The sequence below is a fragment of the Agarivorans sp. Alg241-V36 genome (genome assembly GCF_900537085.1).
Taxonomy (GTDB): Bacteria; Pseudomonadota; Gammaproteobacteria; order Enterobacterales; family Celerinatantimonadaceae; genus Agarivorans.
In genome coordinates this window covers 80,194-105,760 of record NZ_UNRE01000008.1, presented here as the reverse complement: position 1 = coordinate 105,760, position 25,567 = coordinate 80,194, and the positions used below count along the sequence as shown (strand labels likewise).

Below are 25,567 nucleotides of genomic sequence, written 5' to 3'. Positions count from 1 at the left end.
ATGACCTTACCTTGCGTTGAAAAACACATTAATAGCAGTATTTATCAATCATTATCCTTAGCCGTGGCCGTTGGATTATCCAGCGCCTTATTGTTGGGCTTAAACACCATTACCTCGCCAGTTATCGCTCAACGCGTTAATGAAGACAAACTTGCAGCCATTGAACGAGTAATGCCTAGTTCTCAATACCAAAACGCCTTACTCGCTACAGAACATCCTTTTGTAGTGAATGACCGGCAATACACGGTATATAACGCCTTAGATCAACAAGGCCAAGCCAGCGGTTACGTAGTGCAAGTAAGCGCCAAAGGATATGCCGGACCAATTAACTTGCTAGTGGGTGTAGATGCTTCATTAACCATTTTAGGGGTACGAGTACTAAGCCATAGCGAGACACCTGGCCTAGGCGACAAAATCGAAATTGCTAAAAACCCTTGGGTCCTTAGTTTTAATCAAAAAAGCTTAAGCAATACCTCAAGCAAAGCCTGGGCAGTGAAAAAAGATGGCGGCGAATTTGACCAATTTACCGGTGCAACCATTACCCCGCGAGCAGTGGTTAATGCAGTACACCAAGCCTTAAGTGATCTAGCAGCTAAACAAGGAGTAAAAGCATGAGTAACTACAAAAACATCATTGCTGACGGCCTATGGAATAACAACGTAGTGCTCGGCCAATGTTTGGCGCTGTGTCCATTGCTGGCGGTGACCTCAAGTGCTACCAATGGTTTGGGGCTTGGTTTAGCGAGCTTAGTCGTAATGGTAATGGCTAACTTAATCAGCGCGCTAACAAAAAACTACGTAAGCCGCTCGGTGCGTATTCCCATCAATATTTTAATGATTGCTACCCTGGTAACCATTACAGACATGCTGCTTAATGCTTGGGTACACCCGCTACATAAAGTACTAGGCTTGTTTATTCCGCTTATTGTAACCAACTGCGCCATTTTAGGCCGAGTTGAATCCTTTGCCAGTAAACAAGCTCCACTGCCTGCAGTGGTAGATGGATTAGCCATGGGTTTTGGTTTTACTTGGGTATTGGTGTTTTTAGGCGGCATCAGGGAAATACTCGGCTCAGGCACCTTGTTCGCCGATGCTCACATACTGTTAGGTTCGGCTTTTAAGGCAATAGAATTCACGATAATTCCGGATTACCGAGGCTTACTATTAGTAATATTGCCACCCGGCGGTTTTTTAGTTCTTGGCGGCTTACTAAGCCTGCACCGAATTATTCAACAAAAACTAGAGAACAAAGCAAAACCCCAAGTGGCTTGCACTGCAAAAGTTAGCGTTCAGTAGAGGAGCATAAAAATGTTAGTTAGTATCGCATACGCAACACCACAGCAGCAGCTTTGTATTAATGTTGATGTAGTAGAAGAAAGCAGCGTTATTAACGCCTTGCATCAATCTGGCATCTTAGATTTATGCCCAGAAATTGAATTAGATAAACAAAAAGTTGGCGTATTTGGCAAGCTTGTCACCCTTGAGAGTCAATTAGTTGCAGGCGATCGAATAGAGGTTTACCGACCAATCACTTGGACGCCGCCTATCGAAGACGAAGACGATGACGACGATTAACTTATACAAGCTCCCTACTCTATTTTTTTGTAAGCAATAAGCTAAACCCTTATTGCTTATTTTTACTATTTAACAAACTTGCTTCGTCTTAAAACAAACAAATTCTGCTATTCCACTGTGCCATTTCAAACAAAGCTCCATCTAATGATTATAAGTCATTGTAATTATACAATATAATTATTGGATTACATCTTGCAATAGAGTAACTAGGCCAGCAATGTAAGGAGTACTATCATGGCAGATGTAGGTATCTTTTTTGGAACCGACACCGGAACCACACGCAAAATAGCGAAACAAATTCACCAACAGTTAGGTGCAGAGCTAAGCGATAAGCCACTTAACATTAATCGTGTTGATATCGACACCCTTAGCAGTTACAAAATGCTTATTTTGGGCACACCAACCTTAGGTGAAGGTCAACTACCCGGCTTAGCCGCAGATTGTCAGGCAGAGAGCTGGGACGAGTTTTTACCACAGCTAGACGTTGCTGACTTTTCGGGAATCAAGATAGCGTTATTTGGGTTGGGCGACCAAGTAAACTACGCCAGCGAATTTGTCGATGGCTTAGGGGAACTTTATGATGCCATTGCAGAAACCGGCGCAGAGTTAGTTGGCGAGTGGCCAGCAGAGGGTTATGAGTTTGATGATTCAACTGCCCTGCTAGAAAACGGTAAATTTGCCGGCTTAGTATTAGATAACGATAACCAAAGCGAGTTACATGCAGAGCGTTTAGCTGGCTGGTTAGAACAGCTTAAAGCTGAGTTTAGTATTTAACACTAAAAAGGCTCCGAAGCTAAAGCAGCTCGGAGCCTTATTTTGACTAAACTAATTAGCGTAAATCAAACGCTAACTACTTAACCATGCTAATTTGGTCGGCGTTAATATCTAGTTTAGAAAGCAGCTCTAGTAAACCTTTAATGTTTTCACGTCCAGAACCTTCGTTAGCCAGTTGCAAGCGTTTAACACCGGCAAAGGCATCACCAACGGTTGCTGTGTAAGGAGCATTCACCGTCTCGTCAAATAATACTTTGCCTGTTTCTTTGTCGGTCAAGGTATACTTAACCGTGGTGGTAACTGTCATATCTAAACCAAAAAGAGGCTGTTCAATTTCAACCATTTCAACCGCCAATTGGTAATTACCATCGTCTGAAAACAAACCTTGTTCTACTAAGCTTTGTTTAATCGCTTCTGAAAATGCTTTATCACTAATCTCAGAAGTCCAAGCGGGGTTGGTTTCTTCACCACCAGTCACTGAAGACAAAGCTAGGTTTTCTTGTATTTCTTGAGGGAATTGCTGTTGTTCCCCTTTATTAACCATATTTGCTACTTGCGCACCAGAAGCACAACCAGCTAAATATACACAAGCTACCGCGGCTACAACATGTCTAAAAAACTTCATTGGTATTCCTTTACTGTTAAAAATCTAATCGTCGAATATAAGCAAACTGTCACTCATTATAAGATAGGGTTCACTTAAAATCCGAGCAAGAATTTAGCATCATTTGTAATAAAAAACAGCAAGTTAAACCAATTATGATGAAAAGCTCACAAATAAAAAGAGTGCAACAAAATGCACTCTTATTGTTTACAAATGTAAGCAAACTAAATGGGATAGAATCCAAAGCTACATCATTTACTGAAACTCTTCACCCTTGTTATCTAAGGTTTTACATCCGCACTTTTGGCAAACTACGTAGCGGTCTAATAAATCTAGAGAAGCACCTAAGGTACTTGCTGTGCCACCAAAAAATCCTTCCATAAATGCTTTAAAGCGTTCTGTTTTACTGGTGCCATATTTAGATGGTTTCTGCTTCATTAGTTCTTTATGGTCTGTGTCTTCACCACACGCTTTACAATACTGCTTAAACATACAACGCTTTCCTTGTTTAAAAAATTGATACAGTTTTGGTCTTGGTAAGCTTAATCGTATTGCACGCCTCGGTGCTTAAGCCAACCATCAACATGGCGTCCGGCGGGATCATGATGGGTCCAATGAACCACCCCACCTTTGCTATTCCATTCATATTCACCGTAAAACTCAACTTTATCGCCCACTCTTAAATTCTTAAGGCGAGGTGATAAATCAATATTATGAGCAACCAACAAGGTTTGACCATTGGCCAACTTAAGAATGAAACGCTGATGGCGAGAGCCTTCTTCATCGTCACTTAGCACCCTAACAACGTAACCTGAGCTATTAACTTGAAGGTCGCTGACTTTGTTTTTATATGCTGAAGCAATTTGCTGCTCGCCGCTAGCATGTACCAGTAAACTAAAGCTGGCAAAACACAACAGTGTTGCAAGCCTATATAATTGTTTTAAAGGCATGGTCATTCCTTTCTTAAGATTAATTTGATTGAATATTATTAATTATTATAAATATCAATAATTACTTAAAAAGCGAATAAAAGTCAATTGTTAGAGATTTACTAACTGAAATGATTCAAGAGCCACTTATGGCTCTCTACTCCACAAGAAACGGTCGCGCCCCATTTTGCTTGTGGATTCGTTGAAATCACAGCCAATGTAGTTTTACGATGGTCGGCAGGACGACTTAATTAGCATGAACAGACCAATCAATCTCGAGCCTGCTTCTAACTCGTAGCAGAATACCAAAAGGGCTAAATATGGTGCTTGAGGAAAAAAGAGGAGTCTAGCGTGTCGCCGAAGTGGCTTATGAACCAGCATACACGCCGTTGTAATGTGAGCTTTTGTATTTACAGTAAGTACTACAGATTGTTCTCTTTGATGAGGACATCAAAATAAATAGTGTCGTTTGGGCGGTCGGAAACATTTTGAGAAAAATCATCTCGGCAGCCTGGATTGCAAAAGCCAACGGTAAGGCCTTTATATTCCGTAAGAGAATCAGGAACAACAGCTTTACCTGAGCGAGGACAGTACTTATTAATAGCTGTATCTACCATATTCATTCTCTTTATTGATTAACTATAAAAACGTCTATTACCACACAAAACATTACTAAACGAAAACTAATCATTGTTATGAACGCGAAGCGGTTCCGTTTAAGTAATGAGCAATACGTATTTCAGCAATTATAGTGTAAACGCTACAGTTGCTTTCTACGGGTAATCAAGCCAAACAACCCTAACATCAGTATCGCGAATGTGCTTGGCTCGGAAACAGCCGTAGAAGAGATCAGAGAGATATCTTGTAACTCCTCTAGCCATAGTGACCCACACCCTATACAAGCTGGCGTAACCGCTATCATTGTTAACGTCCAATTTTCGGAAGCAGATTCTAGCTCTGCAAAGTTAAATACCAAGGCTTGTTCCTTACAGCGTTTTGTTAGCTATCGATTTTTTGAGTAAGCGTGATGACACCAATATCTGTATCTTTACTAAAAGTTTGAAGATGCTTTAAGGCTTACCAAAGTGGCATCTGGCTTAGAGCATCACTTTGCACAAATGTCCCCACAAACTGCTCCACTCTTTCGTCACCATTGTCGTAAAGAATATATAGATTGTAAGTCAGCTCGCCTTCACCATCACCTTGCGTGGCGTCAACGACTATTGGTTGAACTTGTAGCATGGCAGCATCAGTAGACTTGATAACTACAGCTGAGTTAAAAATAAGATCAGAGACTGGGTTTTGGTGATTTAACTGTATAGTTTGCTGCTTATTCACCGCTTCAGAAGGCCTTGCTCCAGCGCCTCCGTCACCGCCAGTTGAGTACACGTTTTTCGCTCTAATACCGTAAACCTTCGCTGGGGTTTCTGCTTGGTTTCTAATCACCAATTTAAGATTAGGCGGTTCAATCAATCCAGAAACATAGCTAATCGCAGCCCCGTGCCATAAATAATACGGTGTCGCCTCATTGAACTCAGCGTATTTTGAAATTTTTGGGTCCTTTAGCAATTCACTTTTAATGGGTTTAGGTATTTGCTTCGCGCTCCAAGGCGACTCCGAGCTTTGTTTATTGGGGTATAACCATTCAAGGCTAACTCTATCTCGCTGCCAGAAAATTTTATGAACAGCTATCCCCTCAGGGTTCACAACGTAAGGCATGTTCGAGTAAACCCACATGGAAGCATCTTGTTGGTAGCCTAAGTGTCGGTTTTCAAACTTTTGCAGAGGCTCCCATAAATCAGCGACGGTTAAACCTTTAAGTTTCCATGATCCAAACTCAGAATTAGCTTGGTCCTTGGGAGAGATAGAAAAGCTCTCTAGATGAAGTCCCTTTGATTCGCTTGTTTGAGCTAAAGCCACAGAAGAGAACGCTAAGCTCAAGCCACAAACTGTCGCAAAAACTGTAAGCAAAACATCTTTATTTGTTAGATTCATTCTGTCCGCTATCCATATAAGCCTAAGGGCTATCTAAGAGAAAATGGTTGACTAAAGGTGGTGGTAAATGAGTAACAGCCCGCCGCTATTTGTTCTACTTTAAACATTGTTATCGAATGTAATCGACTAGTTGGCCATGGGACAATTAGTTGAGCTCTGGGTATGGCTCTAAACCGTGGTCCACTAACAGCCGATTCACATCCCTATAAGTAGCGACTATCTGTTGTGGTTCAAGCTTCTCCACATCAACAATTTCTTCCTTAAAGATGGGGTCTGTTTTGTTTGGCAAATATTCTAAATAGAAACGATCACACGCTCTCAAGTTCTTAGAAAACACTCTAACGGTAAGGCATAGACCAAAATCCTTGATGGCCTTGTTGTCTCTAGCTTCTTGAGCTGTTACTGGCCCAAAGCTGGCGAAATAAAGTAGAAAAGCTGCAACTATTAGCGCAGCGCTACTTATAGCGGCCCAAGTCCATTTGTTTGTGAAAATTTCTAATGCCACTTATATCTCTCTGCTACTGCATAACACCTTGCAAACTAGTACGCGCCCTTAGTTCGCCCGATTACTATGCATTGATTGTACGACCATTTTTGAGTTCATCTTGATCAGGAACCTCAAATCTTGGCTCCATAAAGTTAAACATCATGTCTGTCACTTCGAAAGCATAAACACTTGGATCTTTTTCTGTATTTCGTTTATTAACACGCTGCTTACGTATATCTGTAGAAGCGTTCAAATAGTGAATTTCTGGGTCTAAACCAATTTCTCTAGCACGATTAGCAAAAACATCCCTTTGGTCCTTGGTAGTGAAACCAAGATCCAAAATCACGTTTCCATTAACTGCTAAAATCTGTTGACTCACTTCCCAAATTTGTTCTGAGCACCTATTCACTCTTTCCATCATCCATTCGAAATCTAGGCTGGTCATGTCTTTTGAAAATAGCGTTTGCATCCATGGATCAATAGAAAATTTTATTGCTGCTATTTCTTTAGCTAGAGACAGCGAGTACGTTGTTTTACCCACTCCAGTAGGACCACAAACCAAAATTAATCTTGCCATATAATTTACCACCTCTAGTTAACGCATCTTGCTTAACAAACCTGCACGAAAGCTTGGCACAGACTTTACCAAGAAAAAATGACAAGCATTTGAGCAGAGGATTTGATGTTTTGTTAGCTTGCTTTCGCCACCACTAGTCGAATTATCCGACGACTTATCAGAAAAACAACTACCAATATCAACCCGATAAAGTAAATCATTGTTGATACACTTTTTAACAATGTAAAAGTGCTACTAGTAAGCACTAGATTTTCGGAAATAGTTGGAAAAGCCTGAATCATCAACCAGATGCAAATGTTTTCTGCGTAGTCAAACACACATACAAAAATGGGGATAATTGATAGATACAAGCAAAAACGATTACTTAATTCACCTAGGCGAATTAGCCACTGAAGCAATGCGAAGTAACAAAGCGCAAACAACAGCGGATAAAGTATATCCAGTGATAATTGTATAGACGCATAGGCGTTACGGCCTTCCTCACCTAGTGCCTTTAACAATGCCATCGCTTCTTGGTATCTATATCCTAATGGAGACATATCAAATATTGGTAGTCCACCGGAATACTTAAGGAGCATGGGGATGCTATAAAATAGCATTGTCAGGTATACCAAATTAGCGGCAAAAAATAACGCCAATACTAGCTTTCCTGAAATTTTAGATTGAATTCTCTGAAGCATTTTACATCCTTGTAATTCGACTTTCCCAAATGGCAAGCTAGCACGCAAAACATCAAAGCGCATTAGTACGTTCAGCCTATAGGGCGATGTTGGCTTTGCTTGTTAAGTGCCGGTCGTGATGCAAAATAGTAAACTTGCACCATTAACCTCCGGTTCTTCTCCCCACTCAGTATGCGCCCGCATGATAGTACTTTTTACAAGCGCTATTGCCGATGAGTTTGGCAAATCAGACAGATCAACTGTACCTTGATATTTTTGAGAGCTACCTAGCTTACCATTTTCGTATTTGAGCCAACCGTCCCACCCAAGAACTTGAGTATCACTTTGTTCGAAAAGCAAAAGTAAGTCCATAGCATCGGCGTAGCTAACTACAAGCTCACTTTCTGATTCTGATCGTTCTTTTATATCTTCGAAGCTATACATTATTGTGATATTTAACGCCGCATTAAGCGGACAAAAATGGTGGGTTTTATGGTGTAGCCAAAGGTAACCTACTGTTTTTTTTGTTTCGTTAAAATTCCTTGTGAAATGTGTTAAGGCTAATCAAATGGCGTGAACTGAATGTCATAGCCATGTGGATTTTCTCTAGGCGGTTCTTCTGGCTCGGTTGAATAGATCTGTATTTCACCAGTAACTTCGAAACCAATTTGGTTGCCAATACTAATAACCATATCAGAGGATTCATCTATATCAGTTGCCCAAACTTTTATACCCATAATCGCGTTACCTTTAGGGCAAGAAAACCCCTCTTTAATTTCACCACAGACCCCCTCAGCTAAAACCGTGTAATGAGTATAAAGAGTTGTTTCTTTCCCATAGCGAAGCTTTAACTTCCAATCGTTACTATTAGTCATACTTTGGCCTTGAGCACTTGTCGCAGTATACAAAATAAAGGTTACAGCGAATAAATTGGGAATATTCCTATACATTTAACGACGCAAACAAAAATGAGCGTAGCGAGTCCAAGCAGCCGAAAGCTGCGCTGTTTCTTGTTTTGCATTGTTATTTGTCATGATGAATACTTAAGCTACAGTTCTGACAACAATGTGTACCAACACCAAAAACAACTTTTGAATCAGTTCCGAATGGCTCACTACATCTCGGACAGTTAATTTTGGCAGCTAGCCACAAGCGCCTATAGAAAATGCCAAAAGCAGCAATTCCAAAAATCGGGGCTAAGAACGAAACGTAATTTCCAGCAATAACTCCTGCAGCCAAACAAAAAACTATGGCAGGTGATAGTTTAAAAGCATCCCTTCGAGCCTGTACGATGGCGTCCAATCCCTTCCTGTAATCCATAACCTCTTCTATTACCTTTTAGAGTTATAACGCCGCGCTTTGCGGCTGTTTTGGAGCGCAGCGGAAAAACAGTCAGACAACAGCGCCTTGTTAAACGTCTTTTCTGAGGTGCAGAACTTCACCTAGAAAAAGGTATGTATTCAAGAATAACGCCTTTGCTTCTTCAGCTGAAACATCTTTATGTACACCAGTCGAAACCCTATCGAATAAGTTTGAAAGATTCTGCCTAAAACGCTGCTTCCTTGATTTGCTGCCACAATTGTTGTGTATATAAGCATTAATTCTATTTTGGTGCTTACCTGCATCTAGTTTTAATTCGTTCCCTCCAATCTCAATAGTTTCATCCGTAGAAGGGAAAATTGAATCAGCAAATGATTCAATGATTCTTCGGCAAGTGGTTAAAGCGTGACTAATGGCTTCGGAATCCCCTGATCCTAACCGCTCCATCGCGGATGGGATCTGGTCAATTACATCACCACAGTTTTCAGAAATTAGATTATCAACATCTCTTTTGTAACTTTCGAAAATGGATTCTGATAGATGGTCAAACACCTTCTCGTAGTAAACATCCGTAACAAAGAGGTGTAAGCGAGCCATTACCTTGCTTCTTATCCCGCTGAATTTGGAAATATTTGACGAGGCGTCATTCATTGCCCGTGTCGCCACTGAAGCAGCATGGTTATAATCACCTGAAGAGTCAGGAATTCGCATCACTGCTAACTTGGACTTTTCAGCCTCAATGAGCGCTTCGATTTGTGCGAGTGGAACCCAATACCCCTTATTATCCTCCCGCTTAGTCCAACGGCCAGTAAGCCCCATGTACTTTAAGGACGTATCATTATTACTTTTAAATCCACCTAGCTCGAATCTTAGCCATTCTTTAATTTCTTCAGCCCCAACAATTCGAGCAAGGCGTGATGCTTTAAGGATTAAGCTCTCACCAGAGGAGCGACCTAGCTCAAGATCATCCAAGAGATCTTGGACTAACTCTAATGTATGTTCACTTTTGCTTATCGCCACTCTAACTCCTTAGGACGTTTAACATTTGTATAGTGCGCATGCGCGTTTACTACATTAGACCAGTAAAAACGCGCACAACTAAATATCTGAATTTAATGAATAAATAGGAAAAAGGTTCAATACACTTTTGGGCAAAACGCGCATGCACAGTTAATAAACCTATTATCTAAATTAACACTAAGCTAAGTGATTGATACTACGCTTGTATTTTTTCAGCTCAAGCCTAAACGCGCACAGTTAGGATTAATTTATTGGCAAATTTCGTGGAAAACAAATACCACTGTATAAAAATAAAGACTTATCGTTTTTCTTTTGTTTCTAGTTTTGCGAATCTAGCTGGTTTTGTGAGGGGAAAACTATGAGCGTTAAGGATAAGGTCTAAGGGGCTTGTTTCTTGAACTGTGGAACGCCGTCGGCAATCAGTTCCCAGCTGGCTTTTGAATCTACATAAATATGGCGACTTAACTTTATATTGGGGTCTCCGTTCAAGCAGCCCAAGGTGACACCATGAACTTCTTCTTGATATACCCCTACCAAGGTTGAACCACACTTACTGCAAAACTGTAAACCAAAGCCTTGTTCTCCGATGTAAGAAGTAAGCAAACTTTCGCCAGCTAACCAAGAAAACTCACCCGGTTTAACTAAGGCATAAGCAGAGGCTTGGGCGCTAAACGCCTTGCGGCAGCGGGAACAATGGCAAGAGCGTGCATCGTGTAACTCACCATCTACTTGGTATTTTATAGCACCACAAAAACATTCGCCGGTAATGGCCATAGCGTTCCCTAATCTAAGATGTAGTCTTTGTTATAGCAGTAAGCTTGCTGCAGTGTTTAAGCAAACAGTTCAAGTAATTTAAACACTTGGGTTATTGCCATTAAACCACCACACACAATGAGCGTAGTACCGGTAGAGGTATCGTTACTGGATGCTGAATTACCAGCAGAGCTTTTGCAGTCTCTTAGTACCTTGCCCCACACTACCAAGGCAACAGCGCACAAAATAATAGTAAGGTGTAAGGCTAAGCTAGACAAAATGTCAGTTTCCACTGGGTTTCCTTAAGCAGCATTTATAGGCTCATATAAATTAAGTGCCGCTTTAGCTAGATGAAAACGGCAGCTGCTTAGCTTAATGCCTTAGTGGGGTTTAGTAAAAGCTTAGCTGAGCTTACTTGCTAGTGTCTTTGTTCACTAAGGGTGCAGAGGATATTTTGGTGGGTACTTTTACTTGTTGGTTAAGCGTTTCTTTTACATCGCTTAACTCTAGTTCTTTTTCAATTTTACTTGAAACATCGCCCACCGTTGTTTTTGCTTTGTTGTACCAGGCGAATCCGGTGCGTAATGCATTAGGCAGTCGTTGCGGGCCTAAAATAATTAGGCCTAGAACAGCAATAAGCACAAGCTCTAAAGAGCCAACGTCAAACATAGTTAGCTACCAAGTTGTTTGTTGCTGTCGCCCTGCTCTGCAGTTACTGAGCTGCTAACATTTTGCGATGCATTCTCGTCACTCATGGCTTGCTTAAAGCCCTTAATGGTAGAACCTAAATCGCCACCTAAGCCGCGTAAACGCTTAGTTCCAAACAACAGGGCAACAATTACTGCAATAATTGCTAGTTGCCATACACTAATTCCAGCCATTTCTTTTTCCTTAAACAAGTCACTAAAACAGGCCCAAATGAGCCTGTTTATTAAGGTTGCTAGTTTGAACTACACACCTAGCTCGCCACCATCGGCTTTGCGAATAGCAACAACCGATGCACGAGGACGAAGATCCATGCCTACCGGCGTTTCTTCTGCAGCATTGTTGCTGTATGGCCAGTTACCAGGGTGCTGAATACACACAAACATGGTGGTGTAATCTGGGCTTATGGTAAAGCCAGTAACTTCACAACCATTAGGGCCAACGAAGAAGCGACGTAATTCGCCTTGGTTCTCGCTGTTAATGGTATCGGCGTTACCGTCTGCGTCGTTAATGGTAGAAGGAACTACTGCCAACATTTGGTCATTGGTGTAGTTAGTTACTTCTTCGGCGCCGTTATCGGTTTGAATCCACATAATTCCTCGCTTATCAAAGGCTAGGCCATCTGGGCTAGCAAACTGGTTAAACTCACTTAGGCCAGATAAGTTAGTGGCTTCGTCACCATCTGCTGGTGAACCAAATACAAAGATGTCCCAGCTAAAGTCGGTTGCGGCTTCGCCTTCATCCCAACGAATTACGTGGCCAAACTTGTTGTTTAAACGTGGGTTAGCTGGGTTTGTACCAGTAGTTTCGTCGCGGCGAGTATTGTTGGTTAGGGTTAAGTAAACCGAACCAGTGATTGGGTCTACTGCACACCATTCTGGGCGATCCATTGGCGTAGCACCTGCTAAGTCAGCGGCGCCAGCGGTATTTAGAATAATGGCTTCTAAAGAATAGAAGTGGTCACCTAATGTGCCACCTTCAGCTGCAGCAGCTTCTAGGGTTAGTGGTAACCAGTGGCCAACGCCTTCGGCGTCAAACTTAGCAACATACAAAGTACCTTCGTCCATGTACTTGTCGCCCATGGCTAAACGGTCGCTTGCTTCTGCGTCTGCTGCTTCCCACACTGCGGTAGATACAAATTTGTACATGTATTCAAAGCGCGAATCGTGGCCAGAATAAAATACAATTGGCTTACCTACTTCTAGGGTACCAAAGGTACAACCTTCATGGCGGAAACGGCCTAAAGCGGTACGTTTAACTGCGCGAGAGTTTGCCGTGTATGGGTCAATTTCTACAATGTAACCGTGACCGTTTGCTTCGTTACGGTAATCGTCCATGGCGCTAGCACCACTTGGGGTAACGTTGAAGCGAGAGAATTCGTCTACACGCTCGTCGGCATGACCAGCCAACGTTTCCCACCCATAACGCGCAGTACCCGAGGTATCTAAACCAATGCGGTCTTGCTCTTCGGTGGTGGTGCCTAGGTTGATAAAGTAACCCGGCCAGTTTTCTTCACAGGTTAAGTAAGTGCCCCAAGGCGTGTAACCATTACCACAGTTGTTTAAGGTACCGCGGGCTTGGCTTCCATCTGGTGAGAACGGCGTAACCAATAGGCTTGAGTTAGCCAATGGGCCAGAAATGTCCATAACCGTTGCGCCAGTGTAACGGCGGTTTAGTGGGTCGCTTTCAACCATCATCCACTGACCGTCTTCTTGCAACTGAATGCGAATCACACTTACACCGTGTGCGGCAATTTCTTTACGTACTTGGTCTACGCTGCTGCGAATACCGGCGTTATCTCGGTCGCTACCGTTTTGGTGTAAGGCATTTTGGTCGATGTACTCGTGGTTTACCGCTAGTAAGCCATCGGTACCGGCATCGTTTAGTGGGAAGAAATGTAAACCGTCATGATGCATACCCATGGCATTGTTTTGGTCTACGGCATCGTTAGTGCCGTCGTCTTTCCAAGCTGATGCAACAGCATTAATAGGTTGGCCCCACGGAGCTAGTACCTGAGCGGTGTAACCTTCTGGAACGCTTACTGCGTCAAGTTTAGAACCAGCAATAGAGTTAAAGTTTAAGCTTGCACTAGGGGCTGCAGCGCCGCCAGTATTAGTGCTGCTAGAAGAGTTACAGCCAGCTAAACCAAAGGCACCAAAGGTAGCCATAGCACCTAGGCCAAGACCTCCTTTAAGAATTTTACGGCGAGACATGCGTACGTCTAATACTTCATTAAAGGTAGGGTTGTTACTTTTATTGAAGCGAGTTGGGTTAAATATTTCCTTGCTCATTTTGCTATATCCTAGTTGAGTACTCTCTTTTGTTGTGCGGATTAAGCTAAATGTCATTTGTTACATTTGAGTTAACTTTAGATTTCAGTTTTTGTTATTTATGTAAGTAGATAGTGACCAATAAGTAAGCGCAACGTGTAAAGCGTCGAAACTTATACTACCTCCAATAGAGTAACCAAGCACAGACAACACTTTTAGGAAGTGAGCGCAAGCCAAACCAGTACAATCTACTAATTTCAAGCTATAGCCAAAACACTATTATTGTTTTAGTTATTAGTGGCGAAAGCAAAATGTATAGACAGCGTTAGTTTAAATTTTCACCTTTACAGGTTCGGCTCAGCCATAATCTTTGTTGCTGCTTTTGTGCCTGCTGATACAAAGACTGCTGAATTTTTATTTTGGCATCGTCGAAACTTACTTTGTGCTCGGCTTGATGCTGTTTACACCACAACAAGTGATAGCCCATACCTGTATAAATGGGTGGGCTAAAGCTTTCGCTTGGCATCTTAAACAATACTTCGTCTAGCTCTGGCAATAGCTGTTGCTTAGCCACAAGGCCTAAATAACCTCCATTCACAGCAGTCGGGCACTCTGAATGTCGCTCGGCCAGCTTTTCAAAATTGCTACTGTTTACCTTATTGGCCAGCGCGCTAATTCGAGCCTTTGCTTGCTGCGGGGTATTCTCTTTAAACTGCTCATTAATGGTAAGCAGAATATGATGAGCAGCGCGGCGCTCTACTTGTAAAAACTTCTCTGGATAGCGCTGGTAAAAGGCTAATGCCTGCTGGTCTGTTACTTCCGGAACGTCTTTGCTTATATAGGCTAACACCGCTTCACTGCTTAGCTCGTTTCGCAATGCTTCTCGCAAACCATACTCAGAAAGTTGGTTGGCTAACAAGGCTTGATCATAGGCTGCGTTAGATTCGAAGTTTTGTTTAATCAGTGCCAGGGCTTTATCTAATTGCGGCTCGTCAACATAAACCTTTTCAGCCTCTTTTGCTGCTAACACCTTTTGTTGGATGCTAATGGTTTTACACACCACTCGCTGCAACTCGGCGTGCTGATTTTCACTTAGCTGATCAGTATTAAGATCAAATAAAGCAATACTGGTTTTCATGGTGATATAGGCTTGGCTGCTATCTAACATACGCGGCTTCCTCTTCTTGCAAAGCTGTAAGTGCACGCTCTGGCACTTCTACATCTAACTCGCCATATTGAATACGATAACAAGGGCTGGTTTTAGCTTTGCGACGCACTGCTAGTACATCTACCACCGTGCCTTTTTTGGCGACCACTTCACCCTGCTGAGACAAACTAAGGGTTAACTCGGCTTTGTCGCCATATTCAAACCGATTAGGCTGCCAAACTAGCTCGGCATCAATCAACTCATGCTCTTTACAACCAATGGTTAATCCTCGGGTAATAAACTGCACTTGATAAACAATCTGATCTTGCAGGTAGTATCCCGATTGGCGTACATAGCCGGTAGCGCCGCGTCGCACTAGTAAAGCGCCTTTTTTACAGCCAGGAAAGCTGCCGTCGTTTCGAATGTTTTCAACCACTCGAACTTTACATCCGTAACCAAATTTTGCTGAATTCATCTGCTATACCTCTTTATTCACAGCCTTCGCAAGCGTCACAGTTAGGCACTTGGTGTGCCAACACAACGCCTTTTTCTAAAAGACAATATGCTTTGCTAACCGCTGCTTGATAGTCACTAAAACTGTTTGAATCTTGCTTTACTAATACTTGGTTAAGCAGGCGCATAAACAACACTCGCTTAACTCGAACCAAACTAGCTTGGTAGTTAACCCCAAAGTGATTAAGAAAATCTTCGGCGCTGGCTAGCTCACTAATATCTAGTTCTTCTTCGCTCTGTTTAGCTAATGGATTTGCTTGCATATATTTTTCCTTAGCTAATGCACACTGCATCTAAATGTTGACTGATGCTATGGCGATAAAACCCCAACAGCTCTTTGGCGTTAGGGCTGCGTTTATTGGCTTCGGCCCACGCACTTAGGGTTAAGCGCAAGGCCTGACACTGGGCAAAATTTAAAGCGATGCCCAAATCTTGATAAACCGATTTAATCGCAGCCACACCAGAGTGTTTACCTAGAACCACACTGTGCTTACGGCCAATCAGCTCTGGCGCAAAGGCTTGGTAGTTGTTTGGGTCTTTTAGCAAACCGTCTACATGAATGCCCGACTCATGGGTAAATACCTGTTTACCTACAATGCTTTTGCTCAAGCCTAACTTGCGCCCAGACGCTTTTGCCACTAGCTCGCAGATAGGATTAAGCGCTTTTAGATCTACCGGTGGAATAACTTGGTTGCCGGCCAACTGGGTAACATTTAGCGCCATTAACACTTCCTCAAGTGCGGCGTTGCCTGCCCGCTCACCTAATCCGGTTACCGTAGTATTTACTGAATCTGCTCCAGCTTTAACTGCGGCAAGTGTATTGGCAGTAGCCATGCCTAAATCGTTATGGGCGTGCATTTCCAGCTGTAAATCGCTGCGCTGTTTTAAACTACCAATGAAAACTTCGCAGGCAAAAGGATCAAGCAAGCCAAGCGTGTCTGCAAAACGCACCCGCTTAGCACCAAAACTTTGGGCTTTTTCGGCAATTAGGTAGAGCTCGTCAAGGCTGGCTCGTGAGGCATCTTCCATACCTACACAAACTGACAATCCAAGGTCTAAAGCTTGTTTAATGCCCTTTTCTAGTTGAGCAAACAAGTGATGAGGTGTCACTTTTAGCTTTGACTCCCGCTGCTGCTTAGAAGCAGGAATCGACACGTCGAGTAAATCTAAACCTAAACCAGCAGCCAAAGCGATATCATGTTGATGCAGACGGCTCCAACCCATGGTTTTTGCCAGGCTCAGTTCACTGCAAAGTGTTTTAATCACTTCGCGCTCAGCCTCGCCCATGGCAGGCACGCCTACTTCTAGTTCGCTAATGCCGGCTTGCTCTAAACTACAGGCTATCGCTAGCTTTTCTTCGGCATTAAAAGCCACGCCAGCAGTTTGTTCGCCATCACGTAGTGTGGTGTCATTAATGATCAGCATGCTAATACCCTCCCTAACAACAACTAGGCGTATACAGGACTAAAGCTTTCGCTAGCGGGTTGATTGCTGCTGGCATCCCAATAAGGAGACAGCATACGAAGTTTTTCAACAATCTCCGGCAGCACTGCAAGTACCTGATCAACCATGGCTTCAGTGGTAAAGCGCGACAATGAAAAACGAATCGCGCCATGAGCTGCGGTGTAGGGAATATCCATTGCGCGCATTACATGTGATGGCTCAAGTGACCCCGAGGTACATGCCGAACCCGAAGACGCCGCAATACCCTGTTGGTCTAACATCAGCAAAATAGACTCGCCCTCTACAAATTCAAAAGCAATATTGCTGGTATTTGGCACTCGGTGCTTAGGATCGCCGGTTACAAAGCAATTAGGCACTCTCGCTAACAAGCCCATTTCTAAGCGATCTCGCATTAGTTTAATGCGTGCTGAATCTTGCTCTATCGATTGCATTGCCAACTCGGCAGCTTTGCCTAAACCTACAATGCCGCTACTGTTTTCGGTACCTGCTCGGCGACCTCGTTCTTGGTGACCTCCGCGCAATAAAGGCCTAAACTTAGCGCCGCGGCGTAAATACAAAGCGCCAATGCCTTTTGGCGCGTGGAACTTGTGACCAGAAATAGACAATAAATCTATGCCACTGTCTGCAACCTGGATTGGCAACTTACCCGCCACTTGCACCGCATCAGTATGAAATACAATGCCATGTTGCTTGGCTAACTCCGCCATTCCACGGATAGGAAATAGGCTTCCGGTTTCATTGTTGGCCCACATAAAACTGGCAATAGCGACATTATCACTTAATGCTGCCTTGTAAGCTTCCATGTCTAAACGGCCGCGTTGGTCTACGCCTATCCAATGAATGGTGTAGCCTTTGCGCTCTAGCATTTGGCAAAGTTGTAAGGTGGCTGGATGTTCAATTACCGAGGTAACTATTTCTTTACGGCTTGGGAAAGCCTCTACTGCCGAAAGGATAGCCGTAGCACTGGCTTCGGTTGCGCACGACGTGAAGATGACTTCACTGGCATGGCTAGCACCAATTAGTTTTTGCACCTGCTCTCTGGCTTTCTCGATGGCTTGGCCAACTTGACTACCAAAACGGTGAATTGACGAAGGGTTACCATAAAACTCACTAAGAAAAGGCAACATCTCTTGCAACACCGCTTGGTCCACTTGGGTGGTGGCGTTGTTATCTAAATAAGCTAACTCAGTGTGATTTGTTAAGGTGGTTAAAGTACTCATGCTAAAGCTCCTTACGCTAAGCTAGCTGCGCCAACGGGATAAACAGTAATGGTTTCGCCAAGTGCTTGGCTGATCTTTTGCTCGATCATCGCCAGCGTACCCGCTGATAAACCACAGCCAGAACAGGCACCAGTGAGTGATACAAACACCATGTCATCGTCTACATCCGACAGCTGAATATCTCCGCCATCGGCTTGTAGTTGAGGTCTAACCTGCTCTAGGGTTTGTTCAATAATTCGAATGCGCGCCACAATGCTGGTTGCGCCTGTTGGATTGGCTTTAACTGGTTCTGGCTCAGCTAAGGGAGCGCCTAAGCATTCTTCAAGTACCCACTCGATTTTCTCGTGACAAGCTGCACAAGCACCGCCGGCCTTGGTGTAGTTAATAACATCATCTAAGGTTTCTAGCTTGTTTTGCGCAACTACTCGCTTGATCAAGGCATCGTCGATAGCAAAGCACTTACAAATTAACTCGCCTTCTTCATGCTCTTCGGCGACTTCTTCACCGCGGTATTGCGCCACAGCCGCATGCAACGCTTCCATTCCCATTACCGAACAATGCATCTTTTCTGGTGGTAAGCCATCTAAGAAGTCGGCAATGTCCTGATTAGAAATGCTCATTGCTTGGTCGATGGTTCGGCCAATGATCATTTCGGTTAATGCTGATGAAGAAGCAATAGCGCTGCCACAACCAAAGGTTTGAAATCCCGCATCTTCTATTACATCACTATCAGGATTGACCTTAAGGCTTAAACGTAGAGCGTCACCGCAAGATATAGAGCCTACATCGCCAATAGCGTTTGCATGGTCGACAGCTTTAGCATTTTTAGGTGTAAAGAAATGCTGTTTAACTTTTTCTGAATAATTCCACATACGCTACCCCACAATGTTTTATAAATTTGTAGTGGTGATAACCCCTTGCTAAAGACAAATGCTGCCTAAAACTGAGTGTTGATAAGCCATTGGGAACCTAGAACACAGCGTTTCTTGCTCATTGGCAGCAAACTCATCAACAAGGGGTTAGCACCTATGTAGAGTGTTGCAAGTGGGATACCTAGGGCGATAAACACGTAAGTGTTTGTAATAACGGGGTTTTAGTGCAGTACGACAAACTTCGCAGTGTGAGTTAAATCACATTTAGTTAGAAATTGTGAGCTTCACTACAGAGCTTTGTCGTTTGTTAGCAGGTAGTTAGTATTTATTCGAGACCTTAAAAGTAACTATGAAAGGCAAAGAAAACAGAGTCAACATGAGACTCTTTGATTAGCACTCCAAAAGAATGTGGTTTCACCCGTTAATGATAGTTAACGACTGAAGAGGCGTTCATTGAATAGCCCATTGTTACATTTGTTTCACCATCTACGAGATAAACATTATCCGTTGTTAGCTTTGAAGAAATAACTCCTTCAACCCACACAGGATATTGCACCGTTTCTACTTCGTATCCATCAGGATAGGAAACCTGCACTATTTGGTTCGCAGGAGGAGGTGGCATATGGATACATGCTCCTGCATAGGGAACCAGTAAAAATTCAGTTGCCACTAAAGGAGCTGAAAACTCAATGGGCACTAAAAAACCAGGGATACGAACTTTTTCTCCATCGAAATCAGTAATAATTGTTTCAGCCGCTAACCTTTGGCCTTCAATGTATTTTTCACGAAGCATCAGTAGCTCATCAGCATCTAAGCCTTCTGCTTTCAACGCCTTTTTAAGCACCGCGAGTTTCTCAGCAGTTTGAGCATCATCATATTGACTGAGTGTAAATACTTCCTGTAAGGCAGATCTTTGGTCGTAGCTAAGCTCAGGCAAAGAAATTTGTGGATGTGTGGATTCAGGTTTCAAATCTTTCCAGTCCAACTGTATTAGCTCAGCAGAAAAACTATAAAATGAAACAAGGGATACAATAAGCACTATCAAACTCTTCAAGGTTTAGGTTCTCTTATGAGTGGGTACTAAAATCTTGGGAAGAAGCTTCATTGACTCATTAAAGCCAATGAAGCAATCTGGCTAACTAAAGGCTGTTTTTGTAGATAACACCGTCTTTCATAATAAGCTGTATTGTTTCTGGTGAGTCTGGTCGCTTTTCTGCACCAAACCATTGGTCACCAGTACCTACAACCGAGAAATCTTCAAAAGGATTACCATCAAGAAGTAAAATATCTGCATAAGCTCCTTTCTCAATCACACCTAGTTTTGCATCTGGGTAAGGGTTCATGAAGTCACCAGACAATTTGGCAATTTCACCGCCAACCGACGTTAATGTTTTTAGTGACTCAAAAGGACCAAAGAAATCGTTATTGAGTTTCTTTTCATAAGCAATTTGAATGTTACAAGCATCCACAGAGCCTACGCAGTCTGTTTGAAAACCACGGGGAGCCGGGCATTCCTTCATATTGGGGATATAGTCTTTAAAGGCTGCAGATGCTGATTTGGCTTTAGCTAAGCTAGACGCAACATTTTTAACCGCTGGGATCTCCAACAAGTTTGGATCAAAGGCCGTAAGGTTTGTGGTGATGTAAGCGCCCTTTTCTTCCATTAACTCTGATATTTCACAATCAAACATAAAGCCATGTTCAATGGATTTAACCCCAGAATTAAGCGCTGCAATAATAGCTTCTCTTCTATATGAGTGCGCCATAACATAGCTGCCGTAAGTTTCTGCCACTTGCACTGCCGCACCCACTTCTTCGGGAGACCCTGCCAATAGTTGCCATGGGTCAAAGGCTGAAACAACACCACCAGATTGCATGTATTTCAACTGAGTGGCTCCCATACGGAAGTTGTTACGAGCATACTTTTTCACTTCAGCAACACTGTCGACTTCTTGCGCCAGATTTAGTCGACTGAAATTACTTTCGGTACCAACAGGTGCTGTAAAGCTTGCAAAGTCAGCATGGCCACCACGTGTTCCTAAAAAAGCGCCTGAAGGGTAGAAGCGAGGCCCAACAATTTCTCCAGCATCAATAGCCCTTCTTAAACCACCATTAGCTCCACCGGCATCACGAACCGTTGTAAAACCTTGCATTAAATACATTTCCGCCATACGAGTACCGTGTATTGCAAAGTCTTCCCACGTAGTGTTTGACTCCATTGCCGGCAAAGTTGGGCCCATCAGCATTAAGTGAGCATGGTTTTCAATAAAGCCTGGGGTTAAAGTTTTACCTTTGCCGTCAATAACTAAAGCGTCATCACGAACAGAAATCACTTTAGCTGAAATAGAGGTGATTTTATTGCCCTCCACCAAAACAAAATGATCTTCATATAACTTGTCTTCAGTGCCATTAAAAATATCGACATTCTCAAACAAAGTTTGTGGGAGTTGGGTGTCTTCTGCTGCATAGGCAAAACACGTCATCAGTGCTAGTGATGACGCGATTAAGGTCTTCTTCATGTCAGTATCCTTACAGTTTGGGTTTGTTCTTAACTTAAACGTAGTCATCGTGTTCCAGGTTAAACACACTTATCTAAATAAATACTCGAGCTCGAATGCCAAAAACCAAAGCATTGCTTTGATTAGAAAATGCTGGGTCTCTAATAAATTGAATATCAGGGGTGACTTGTAAGTAGTCGCCAAATTGCATGTTGTAATAAAGCTCAGTTGTCCACTGCTCTTCGGTGTTTGCTATAGGTCTCAAAATTTCTTCATTAATCTCTGACCAATTAATCGCAAAACCCAAATTGTTTTTTGCAGCGCCTAAACCAAAATACCCAAAACCAGCACTTAACGACTTATCATAAAGAGCGACTTGCCCTTCAGATACGCCACCACGAACAAAGGGCATTAGCTGAGGGCTTACAAACTGGCTCCAGGAAAAGTTAATCCCCTTGCCACCATCGGTATAACCGGGGGCTGGGTAGTTTAAGTTGTGCCGAGTGCCCTCTCCAAAATTCCATAAAGTAAAATGGATATTGTCAGTGTAGATTTGCTCTTGTGAAGCCGTCCAACCTAGTTCTAGGGTTGAGAAGTAAGCAGCATCACTGCCAAATGCACTATTAAACCCATCAAGTAAGTCGTCAGATTTTCCATTAGCGTCAGCAATACCAGCTACAGCATAGAAGTTTTCGCCCAGCATATGGCCAGCAGATAAAGCCAAAATACCGTCATCGGGTAAGCCCATTACCCCCGACCCTGTTGAAAATGCCAAGTTAGTAAAACCTGACCAAGGACTCGCCAGTGCATATACATCGACATAATTAGTGACATCTTGCCAGCCAATAATCACGGTACCTTTACCGCCGTTTATCTTTTGCTTCCAGTTTAAATCGGTCACTCGAAAGCCTTGGTCGCTAAAAGCAGGTGCAATAAGACCAGCATAACCAAGGCCGTCTTTACCTGAAAAATTGTCAATAAACGCGAAGTTTTTTGGAGAGCTATCGCCATACGCATGACGATGCTCTATTTTCCAAACTAGGCTGCCACTATTACTGGCGTTTTGATTAACTAGATTCCACGCACCATAAAGCCTAGCGACACCAGAAGCTGCATTTACAGAATTACCGTTAGCACCATCGCCGGAAGCTAGGCCAAGAGCAAAATAGTCGGCTCCAAAGGTAAATCCATCCTTAGCTAGTTTTTCACGCCAACCTAGTTGCTGATTTTTTTGTTGAGCAATGGTGTTTTCTACAGAATCTGGACTTTCAAAATTTGCCGCCATAGAAGGCCCTGTAATACCGCCGCAGAAAACAGCGATACACACAGCAGGTACTTGCTTAAAATTAAACATTGTTTTCATTCAACCGAATCCTTTCGATAGTTGAAACCTAACGAGTGATTGAGTTTTTTAGCTAACAAACCAATCTGCGCAACTTAGTCTTTTAAAAGATATCTCTAGAGATTTGGCAAACATGCTCTTATAACTAGGCTAAGTATCAGGGCTGAAATTAAGCATAGCCTAATGATGATGTAACCAATAGGTTGCTAGAATGTGCCGGCTAAATTAACTCTATTAACAAGTTAGCACATAAAAGCGCTTACTCAATAGCCATTTGATGACACTGCCCTAAGCTAGTTTTTGTTGCTGAATTGTTTGCGATAAGTAGATGGAGATTGTTTGTAAATACGCTTGAATGAACGTGTGAAATGAGCGGTATCTGAATATCCAAAACGGTTTGCCAGTTGGGTAATAGATTCGTTGTTATGTTGCAGGTGTTTTTCCACCTGTTCAAAAACTAACTCTTCAATAAATTGTTTATATACAATGTTTTCTGCTTTAAGCCTACGCTGCAAAGTTCTTACATTTAAACGCAAAATGTCGGCGGCGAGCTTAATTGGCAGTTTTCCCATCGACAAATAAGGTTTTATAGCAAAGATAAATTGCTCTCTAAAACTTAGCGCCTCTATCGCTTTAAGGTTCGTATCGGAAGCGCTCTTTAGAAATTGAGGTTTGAATATCGCTGGTGAGAAAAGGATTTTTTCTGGTATTTCTAACGCCGTTACAGGCCTTTTCGTAAAGAATTGAGCATGTTCTAGTGAAGGTAGTTTGGCAAAGTCTTCAATACTGTAACTTTGTATGCCAATTTGCATTGGGCTCCACTGCTCATCACTTAGGGCTCTTAACAACTCCGCCATACAAATAACTGAAAACATCTCTGCATACTTAAACCAGCTTTCATTGACGCCTCGTTTTTCTCGCACCAACCACCAAGTATTGCCCGCTTGTTCGAGATAAAGATTTGCATCGGTAGATTGATGCTTTAAGGCTTCACAAAACTGTTCTAGTGCGTATTTGATTGTGCCAGTTTGGGGAATAGTTGCCAGCATTCGAGGAACAAACGTTTCTTTGCAAGAACGAATAAATAGCCAACCAAGCCGGTCATTGGCTAAATGTTGTGCCAATATCTCTAAGACATTCTTTAAACAGGTTTCTGGTAAGTACTCATAATCTGCGTCGCTATGAATATCACTAGGTATCATTGCTGCACGTATCAAGTCATAAGTTTTATGGTCAATCTCTTTGAACATTGATGCAAAAAACTCTACATTTTCACGTAACACCAAGGGGATATTCGTATTCTGACTATTACTCATCGTATCCATTCATCGTCAAACCTTTAGGTTTATAGATAAGCGCTTGACCAAGCAGCCAGCATTGTCTTTGTTTCTAATAGATTAAAATTCATTCATTGCTGTCGTCAAGTGACTACAATTGATGGCGAGCAAATGGTCACAAACAACAAAAAAATAAAGTACCTTGGTTAAGCTGAAGTAGCTTGACGAGTAAGTTTGAAATTGGGAAAAGTTAACTAAAGCTAACATTAGTGTCTCAAGATACGAGCATTAATCTTTTCAGGCTCTGTCAATAACTTAAAAGACAGTTGCTGATTTAGCTGGCTAATTAAAGGTTTTGCTAAGTGTCGGCTAAGCATTAGTCCTAAAGCAAAACCACATAGGGATGCCGCTAGGTTTATATACTCAATGGATTCTGGGAAGCTAGAAGTAAAGAAGTAATTAGCTAACAAGGCAAAACCAATTAACCCTAACAACGCGGGCATAAGCACTGCCAAGATAGCCTTGAGTAAAAAGCTATCTTGGCAGTTTAGCTTAATGTTTTGGCCAAGCTCTAAGTCGCCAGTGCTGGTGAACTCGGCATTTAACATACCGGATTGTTCTTCACTAACGGATAAGCAAGTACTCTTGCTGGCGCATGATGCGCAAGCACTAGCACGCTGGCCTTGTAACACTACCTTGCCATTGTCGACACTAATAACCTGCATTGTTATTTGCGCCATCTACAATGCCTCCTAAACCAAGGCACTTGCTGGAGTGTGGGTGTGACAGTTTTTGGCACAAACCGTAGAACATGCAGCGCAGCCAATACAATCACCGGCATTGGCTAGCTCCATCACCATCACTACATCATCTTCGTAGTCATCATATGCTTCATCGTCTTCATCTATTTCGCGTTCAACTAAGTCAAACACGTCGCGTGGGCACACTTTGTAGCAACGTCCACAACCAATACAGGCATCTTGATCAAGCGCCGTTACAAACTGCGGCTCCCAAGACGTTCCATCACGGGTTAAACCCATGTATTTTTCATCACTCATGATAATTTCCTTATTTTAAAAGTTGATGAGGGCCCTACCAGGGCTCGTCGAGTAATTCATTTAAGCGCTGCTCTTTTTCTAAAGCATCTAAGGCCTGGGGATACATCCAAGGCAGAGGTTGGTGAACAAACTGTAAATGTATGTCTCCTAGCAATACACTCAGCTCGGTGTCGCTATCTACCATTAGGCTGCATATACCGTGCTGCTTAAGCAGTTGGTTAGCACTATGGCCACAAGCATTGCTAAACACTGCTGCGCAACCGGCTAGCGCGTTGATTCGTTGCTGCAAACGGCCTTTGTCGTGGCCTGGTTTAGCTTGCTCAAACTGCAGTGCTTCTAGCAACTGAATATGCTGCTCGCCAAAGCCATAAACTAAAAAGGTGTGGGCACTACCAAAATGCTGATCGACACAATGTTTACTTTCGCTAGCGAAGGCCACTTTGAACACATGCTCTCGTTGTTGGCCATCCTCAATAATGCGTAATTGTCTTTGCATAGCATTCATATTT

General features: G+C 42.8%; 34 protein-coding genes. 4 read left to right on the top strand and 30 right to left on the bottom strand.

What is annotated here, in order from left to right; all coding sequences use genetic code 11:
• From rsxG to G6R11_RS17860, 4 genes are all read left to right on the top strand, one after another.
• Complete coding sequence (rsxG, locus tag G6R11_RS17875) at positions 1 to 615, top strand: electron transport complex subunit RsxG (protein WP_163134438.1); 615 nt, start codon at positions 1 to 3, stop codon at positions 613 to 615.
• The gene (locus G6R11_RS17870) at positions 612 to 1,295 is read left to right on the top strand and encodes an electron transport complex subunit E (protein WP_163134437.1); all 684 of its coding nucleotides are present in this window, start codon (positions 612 to 614) and stop codon (positions 1,293 to 1,295) included. Before rsxG ends, G6R11_RS17870 begins: the two co-directional genes overlap by 4 nt.
• 12 nt (positions 1,296 to 1,307) lie before the next feature.
• A complete protein-coding gene (locus tag G6R11_RS17865) occupies positions 1,308 to 1,574 on the top strand; it encodes an RnfH family protein (RefSeq protein ID WP_163134436.1) in 267 nt (88 codons plus the stop codon).
• A 234-nt stretch (positions 1,575 to 1,808) separates the two neighbouring features.
• Complete coding sequence (locus G6R11_RS17860; RefSeq protein ID WP_163134435.1) at positions 1,809 to 2,348, top strand: flavodoxin; 540 nt, start codon at positions 1,809 to 1,811, stop codon at positions 2,346 to 2,348.
• Between the two features lie 76 nt (positions 2,349 to 2,424).
• Here G6R11_RS17860 and G6R11_RS17855 read toward each other — a convergent pair whose 3' ends face one another.
• The 30 genes from G6R11_RS17855 to G6R11_RS17710 form a co-directional block, all read right to left on the bottom strand.
• Positions 2,425 to 2,973, bottom strand: a complete 549-nt coding sequence (locus G6R11_RS17855) for a hypothetical protein (RefSeq protein WP_163134434.1) — start codon at positions 2,971 to 2,973, stop codon at positions 2,425 to 2,427.
• A 234-nt stretch (positions 2,974 to 3,207) separates the two neighbouring features.
• Positions 3,208 to 3,444 carry a hypothetical protein gene (locus tag G6R11_RS17850; RefSeq protein WP_163134433.1) on the bottom strand — a complete coding sequence of 79 codons (237 nt, stop codon included), beginning with the start codon at positions 3,442 to 3,444 and terminating at the stop codon, positions 3,208 to 3,210.
• Between the two features lie 50 nt (positions 3,445 to 3,494).
• A complete protein-coding gene (locus tag G6R11_RS17845) occupies positions 3,495 to 3,902 on the bottom strand; it encodes a DUF3465 domain-containing protein (RefSeq protein WP_163134432.1) in 408 nt (135 codons plus the stop codon).
• Positions 3,903 to 4,303: 401 nt separating this feature from the next.
• On the bottom strand, positions 4,304 to 4,498 hold the full coding sequence (locus tag G6R11_RS17840) for a YHS domain-containing protein (protein ID WP_205472918.1): 195 nt from the start codon (positions 4,496 to 4,498) through the stop codon (positions 4,304 to 4,306).
• A gap of 143 nt (positions 4,499 to 4,641) precedes the next feature.
• Positions 4,642 to 4,803, bottom strand: coding sequence for a PEP-CTERM sorting domain-containing protein (locus tag G6R11_RS21985; protein ID WP_370525673.1), 162 nt, complete (start codon positions 4,801 to 4,803; stop codon positions 4,642 to 4,644).
• A 155-nt stretch (positions 4,804 to 4,958) separates the two neighbouring features.
• A complete protein-coding gene (locus G6R11_RS17830; protein ID WP_163134429.1) occupies positions 4,959 to 5,876 on the bottom strand; it encodes a hypothetical protein in 918 nt (305 codons plus the stop codon).
• 145 nt (positions 5,877 to 6,021) lie between these two features.
• A complete protein-coding gene (locus G6R11_RS17825) occupies positions 6,022 to 6,381 on the bottom strand; it encodes a hypothetical protein (protein WP_163134428.1) in 360 nt (119 codons plus the stop codon).
• Between the two features lie 64 nt (positions 6,382 to 6,445).
• Complete coding sequence (locus tag G6R11_RS17820; RefSeq protein WP_163134427.1) at positions 6,446 to 6,940, bottom strand: ATP-binding protein; 495 nt, start codon at positions 6,938 to 6,940, stop codon at positions 6,446 to 6,448.
• A 113-nt stretch (positions 6,941 to 7,053) separates the two neighbouring features.
• Entirely contained in the window at positions 7,054 to 7,683 is a 630-nt protein-coding gene (locus G6R11_RS17815; RefSeq protein ID WP_163134426.1) for a hypothetical protein, read from the bottom strand.
• Positions 7,684 to 7,722: 39 nt separating this feature from the next.
• Positions 7,723 to 8,043 (bottom strand): hypothetical protein, encoded by a 321-nt coding sequence (locus G6R11_RS17810; RefSeq protein WP_163134425.1) that lies wholly within the window; start codon positions 8,041 to 8,043, stop codon positions 7,723 to 7,725.
• 116 nt (positions 8,044 to 8,159) lie between these two features.
• Positions 8,160 to 8,474, bottom strand: a complete 315-nt coding sequence (locus G6R11_RS17805) for a hypothetical protein (RefSeq protein WP_163134347.1) — start codon at positions 8,472 to 8,474, stop codon at positions 8,160 to 8,162.
• Positions 8,475 to 9,009: 535 nt separating this feature from the next.
• Positions 9,010 to 9,939 carry a hypothetical protein gene (locus G6R11_RS17800; RefSeq protein ID WP_163134424.1) on the bottom strand — a complete coding sequence of 310 codons (930 nt, stop codon included), beginning with the start codon at positions 9,937 to 9,939 and terminating at the stop codon, positions 9,010 to 9,012.
• 378 nt (positions 9,940 to 10,317) lie between these two features.
• Entirely contained in the window at positions 10,318 to 10,713 is a 396-nt protein-coding gene (locus G6R11_RS17795; protein WP_163134423.1) for a GFA family protein, read from the bottom strand.
• Between the two features lie 56 nt (positions 10,714 to 10,769).
• On the bottom strand, positions 10,770 to 10,985 hold the full coding sequence (locus G6R11_RS17790) for a hypothetical protein (protein ID WP_163134422.1): 216 nt from the start codon (positions 10,983 to 10,985) through the stop codon (positions 10,770 to 10,772).
• Between the two features lie 118 nt (positions 10,986 to 11,103).
• Positions 11,104 to 11,361, bottom strand: a complete 258-nt coding sequence (gene tatB / locus G6R11_RS17785; RefSeq protein WP_163134421.1) for a Sec-independent protein translocase protein TatB — start codon at positions 11,359 to 11,361, stop codon at positions 11,104 to 11,106.
• A 2-nt stretch (positions 11,362 to 11,363) separates the two neighbouring features.
• A complete protein-coding gene (gene tatA / locus G6R11_RS17780) occupies positions 11,364 to 11,573 on the bottom strand; it encodes a twin-arginine translocase TatA/TatE family subunit (RefSeq protein WP_163134420.1) in 210 nt (69 codons plus the stop codon).
• 69 nt (positions 11,574 to 11,642) lie between these two features.
• On the bottom strand, positions 11,643 to 13,688 hold the full coding sequence (locus G6R11_RS17775) for a PhoX family phosphatase (RefSeq protein WP_163134419.1): 2,046 nt from the start codon (positions 13,686 to 13,688) through the stop codon (positions 11,643 to 11,645).
• Between the two features lie 304 nt (positions 13,689 to 13,992).
• A complete protein-coding gene (locus G6R11_RS17770; RefSeq protein WP_163134418.1) occupies positions 13,993 to 14,835 on the bottom strand; it encodes a peptidylprolyl isomerase in 843 nt (280 codons plus the stop codon).
• The gene (locus G6R11_RS17765; RefSeq protein WP_163134417.1) at positions 14,825 to 15,289 is read right to left on the bottom strand and encodes a nitrogen fixation protein NifZ; all 465 of its coding nucleotides are present in this window, start codon (positions 15,287 to 15,289) and stop codon (positions 14,825 to 14,827) included. The genes G6R11_RS17770 and G6R11_RS17765 overlap by 11 nt, the downstream gene beginning before the upstream one ends.
• A 13-nt stretch (positions 15,290 to 15,302) precedes the next feature.
• Positions 15,303 to 15,590: a nitrogenase-stabilizing/protective protein NifW gene (locus G6R11_RS17760; protein ID WP_163134416.1), complete on the bottom strand. Its 288-nt coding sequence runs from the start codon at positions 15,588 to 15,590 to the stop codon at positions 15,303 to 15,305.
• Between the two features lie 10 nt (positions 15,591 to 15,600).
• Positions 15,601 to 16,752: a homocitrate synthase gene (gene nifV / locus G6R11_RS17755; protein WP_163134415.1), complete on the bottom strand. Its 1,152-nt coding sequence runs from the start codon at positions 16,750 to 16,752 to the stop codon at positions 15,601 to 15,603.
• A gap of 23 nt (positions 16,753 to 16,775) precedes the next feature.
• Positions 16,776 to 18,011 (bottom strand): cysteine desulfurase NifS, encoded by a 1,236-nt coding sequence (gene nifS, locus G6R11_RS17750; protein WP_163134414.1) that lies wholly within the window; start codon positions 18,009 to 18,011, stop codon positions 16,776 to 16,778.
• A gap of 11 nt (positions 18,012 to 18,022) precedes the next feature.
• Positions 18,023 to 18,883, bottom strand: a complete 861-nt coding sequence (gene nifU, locus G6R11_RS17745; protein ID WP_163134413.1) for a Fe-S cluster assembly protein NifU — start codon at positions 18,881 to 18,883, stop codon at positions 18,023 to 18,025.
• Positions 18,884 to 19,304: 421 nt separating this feature from the next.
• Positions 19,305 to 19,922 carry a DUF3299 domain-containing protein gene (locus tag G6R11_RS17740; RefSeq protein ID WP_205472916.1) on the bottom strand — a complete coding sequence of 206 codons (618 nt, stop codon included), beginning with the start codon at positions 19,920 to 19,922 and terminating at the stop codon, positions 19,305 to 19,307.
• 100 nt (positions 19,923 to 20,022) lie between these two features.
• Positions 20,023 to 21,402 carry an amidohydrolase family protein gene (locus G6R11_RS17735; RefSeq protein WP_163134411.1) on the bottom strand — a complete coding sequence of 460 codons (1,380 nt, stop codon included), beginning with the start codon at positions 21,400 to 21,402 and terminating at the stop codon, positions 20,023 to 20,025.
• Between the two features lie 73 nt (positions 21,403 to 21,475).
• The gene (locus tag G6R11_RS17730; protein WP_205472909.1) at positions 21,476 to 22,744 is read right to left on the bottom strand and encodes a carbohydrate porin; all 1,269 of its coding nucleotides are present in this window, start codon (positions 22,742 to 22,744) and stop codon (positions 21,476 to 21,478) included.
• Between the two features lie 272 nt (positions 22,745 to 23,016).
• The gene (locus G6R11_RS17725; RefSeq protein ID WP_163134410.1) at positions 23,017 to 24,039 is read right to left on the bottom strand and encodes an AraC family transcriptional regulator; all 1,023 of its coding nucleotides are present in this window, start codon (positions 24,037 to 24,039) and stop codon (positions 23,017 to 23,019) included.
• A 227-nt stretch (positions 24,040 to 24,266) separates the two neighbouring features.
• Positions 24,267 to 24,740: a SoxR reducing system RseC family protein gene (locus G6R11_RS17720; protein WP_163134409.1), complete on the bottom strand. Its 474-nt coding sequence runs from the start codon at positions 24,738 to 24,740 to the stop codon at positions 24,267 to 24,269.
• Positions 24,741 to 24,752: 12 nt separating this feature from the next.
• Positions 24,753 to 25,058, bottom strand: coding sequence for a ferredoxin III, nif-specific (fdxB, locus tag G6R11_RS17715; protein ID WP_163134408.1), 306 nt, complete (start codon positions 25,056 to 25,058; stop codon positions 24,753 to 24,755).
• Between the two features lie 34 nt (positions 25,059 to 25,092).
• Positions 25,093 to 25,563, bottom strand: coding sequence for a NifB/NifX family molybdenum-iron cluster-binding protein (locus tag G6R11_RS17710; protein WP_163134407.1), 471 nt, complete (start codon positions 25,561 to 25,563; stop codon positions 25,093 to 25,095).
• Positions 25,564 to 25,567: the final 4 nt, after the last annotated feature.

Coding starts and splice junctions, on each gene's coding strand:
- rsxG (WP_163134438.1), top strand. CDS start 1: ATGACCTTACCTTGCGTTGAAAAACACATTAATAGCAGTATTTATCAA.
- G6R11_RS17870 (WP_163134437.1), top strand. CDS start 612: ATGAGTAACTACAAAAACATCATTGCTGACGGCCTATGGAATAACAAC.
- G6R11_RS17865 (WP_163134436.1), top strand. CDS start 1,308: ATGTTAGTTAGTATCGCATACGCAACACCACAGCAGCAGCTTTGTATT.
- G6R11_RS17860 (WP_163134435.1), top strand. CDS start 1,809: ATGGCAGATGTAGGTATCTTTTTTGGAACCGACACCGGAACCACACGC.
- G6R11_RS17855 (WP_163134434.1), bottom strand. CDS start 2,973: ATGAAGTTTTTTAGACATGTTGTAGCCGCGGTAGCTTGTGTATATTTA.
- G6R11_RS17850 (WP_163134433.1), bottom strand. CDS start 3,444: ATGTTTAAGCAGTATTGTAAAGCGTGTGGTGAAGACACAGACCATAAA.
- G6R11_RS17845 (WP_163134432.1), bottom strand. CDS start 3,902: ATGCCTTTAAAACAATTATATAGGCTTGCAACACTGTTGTGTTTTGCC.
- G6R11_RS17840 (WP_205472918.1), bottom strand. CDS start 4,498: ATGGTAGATACAGCTATTAATAAGTACTGTCCTCGCTCAGGTAAAGCT.
- G6R11_RS21985 (WP_370525673.1), bottom strand. CDS start 4,803: ATGATAGCGGTTACGCCAGCTTGTATAGGGTGTGGGTCACTATGGCTA.
- G6R11_RS17830 (WP_163134429.1), bottom strand. CDS start 5,876: ATGAATCTAACAAATAAAGATGTTTTGCTTACAGTTTTTGCGACAGTT.
- G6R11_RS17820 (WP_163134427.1), bottom strand. CDS start 6,940: ATGGCAAGATTAATTTTGGTTTGTGGTCCTACTGGAGTGGGTAAAACA.
- G6R11_RS17815 (WP_163134426.1), bottom strand. CDS start 7,683: ATGCGCTTTGATGTTTTGCGTGCTAGCTTGCCATTTGGGAAAGTCGAA.
- G6R11_RS17810 (WP_163134425.1), bottom strand. CDS start 8,043: ATGTATAGCTTCGAAGATATAAAAGAACGATCAGAATCAGAAAGTGAG.
- G6R11_RS17805 (WP_163134347.1), bottom strand. CDS start 8,474: ATGACTAATAGTAACGATTGGAAGTTAAAGCTTCGCTATGGGAAAGAA.
- G6R11_RS17795 (WP_163134423.1), bottom strand. CDS start 10,713: ATGGCCATTACCGGCGAATGTTTTTGTGGTGCTATAAAATACCAAGTA.
- tatB (WP_163134421.1), bottom strand. CDS start 11,361: ATGTTTGACGTTGGCTCTTTAGAGCTTGTGCTTATTGCTGTTCTAGGC.
- tatA (WP_163134420.1), bottom strand. CDS start 11,573: ATGGCTGGAATTAGTGTATGGCAACTAGCAATTATTGCAGTAATTGTT.
- G6R11_RS17775 (WP_163134419.1), bottom strand. CDS start 13,688: ATGAGCAAGGAAATATTTAACCCAACTCGCTTCAATAAAAGTAACAAC.
- G6R11_RS17770 (WP_163134418.1), bottom strand. CDS start 14,835: ATGTTAGATAGCAGCCAAGCCTATATCACCATGAAAACCAGTATTGCT.
- G6R11_RS17765 (WP_163134417.1), bottom strand. CDS start 15,289: ATGAATTCAGCAAAATTTGGTTACGGATGTAAAGTTCGAGTGGTTGAA.
- G6R11_RS17760 (WP_163134416.1), bottom strand. CDS start 15,590: ATGCAAGCAAATCCATTAGCTAAACAGAGCGAAGAAGAACTAGATATT.
- nifV (WP_163134415.1), bottom strand. CDS start 16,752: ATGCTGATCATTAATGACACCACACTACGTGATGGCGAACAAACTGCT.
- nifS (WP_163134414.1), bottom strand. CDS start 18,011: ATGAGTACTTTAACCACCTTAACAAATCACACTGAGTTAGCTTATTTA.
- nifU (WP_163134413.1), bottom strand. CDS start 18,883: ATGTGGAATTATTCAGAAAAAGTTAAACAGCATTTCTTTACACCTAAA.
- G6R11_RS17735 (WP_163134411.1), bottom strand. CDS start 21,402: ATGAAGAAGACCTTAATCGCGTCATCACTAGCACTGATGACGTGTTTT.
- G6R11_RS17730 (WP_205472909.1), bottom strand. CDS start 22,744: ATGAAAACAATGTTTAATTTTAAGCAAGTACCTGCTGTGTGTATCGCT.
- G6R11_RS17725 (WP_163134410.1), bottom strand. CDS start 24,039: ATGAGTAATAGTCAGAATACGAATATCCCCTTGGTGTTACGTGAAAAT.
- G6R11_RS17720 (WP_163134409.1), bottom strand. CDS start 24,740: ATGGCGCAAATAACAATGCAGGTTATTAGTGTCGACAATGGCAAGGTA.
- fdxB (WP_163134408.1), bottom strand. CDS start 25,058: ATGAGTGATGAAAAATACATGGGTTTAACCCGTGATGGAACGTCTTGG.
- G6R11_RS17710 (WP_163134407.1), bottom strand. CDS start 25,563: ATGAATGCTATGCAAAGACAATTACGCATTATTGAGGATGGCCAACAA.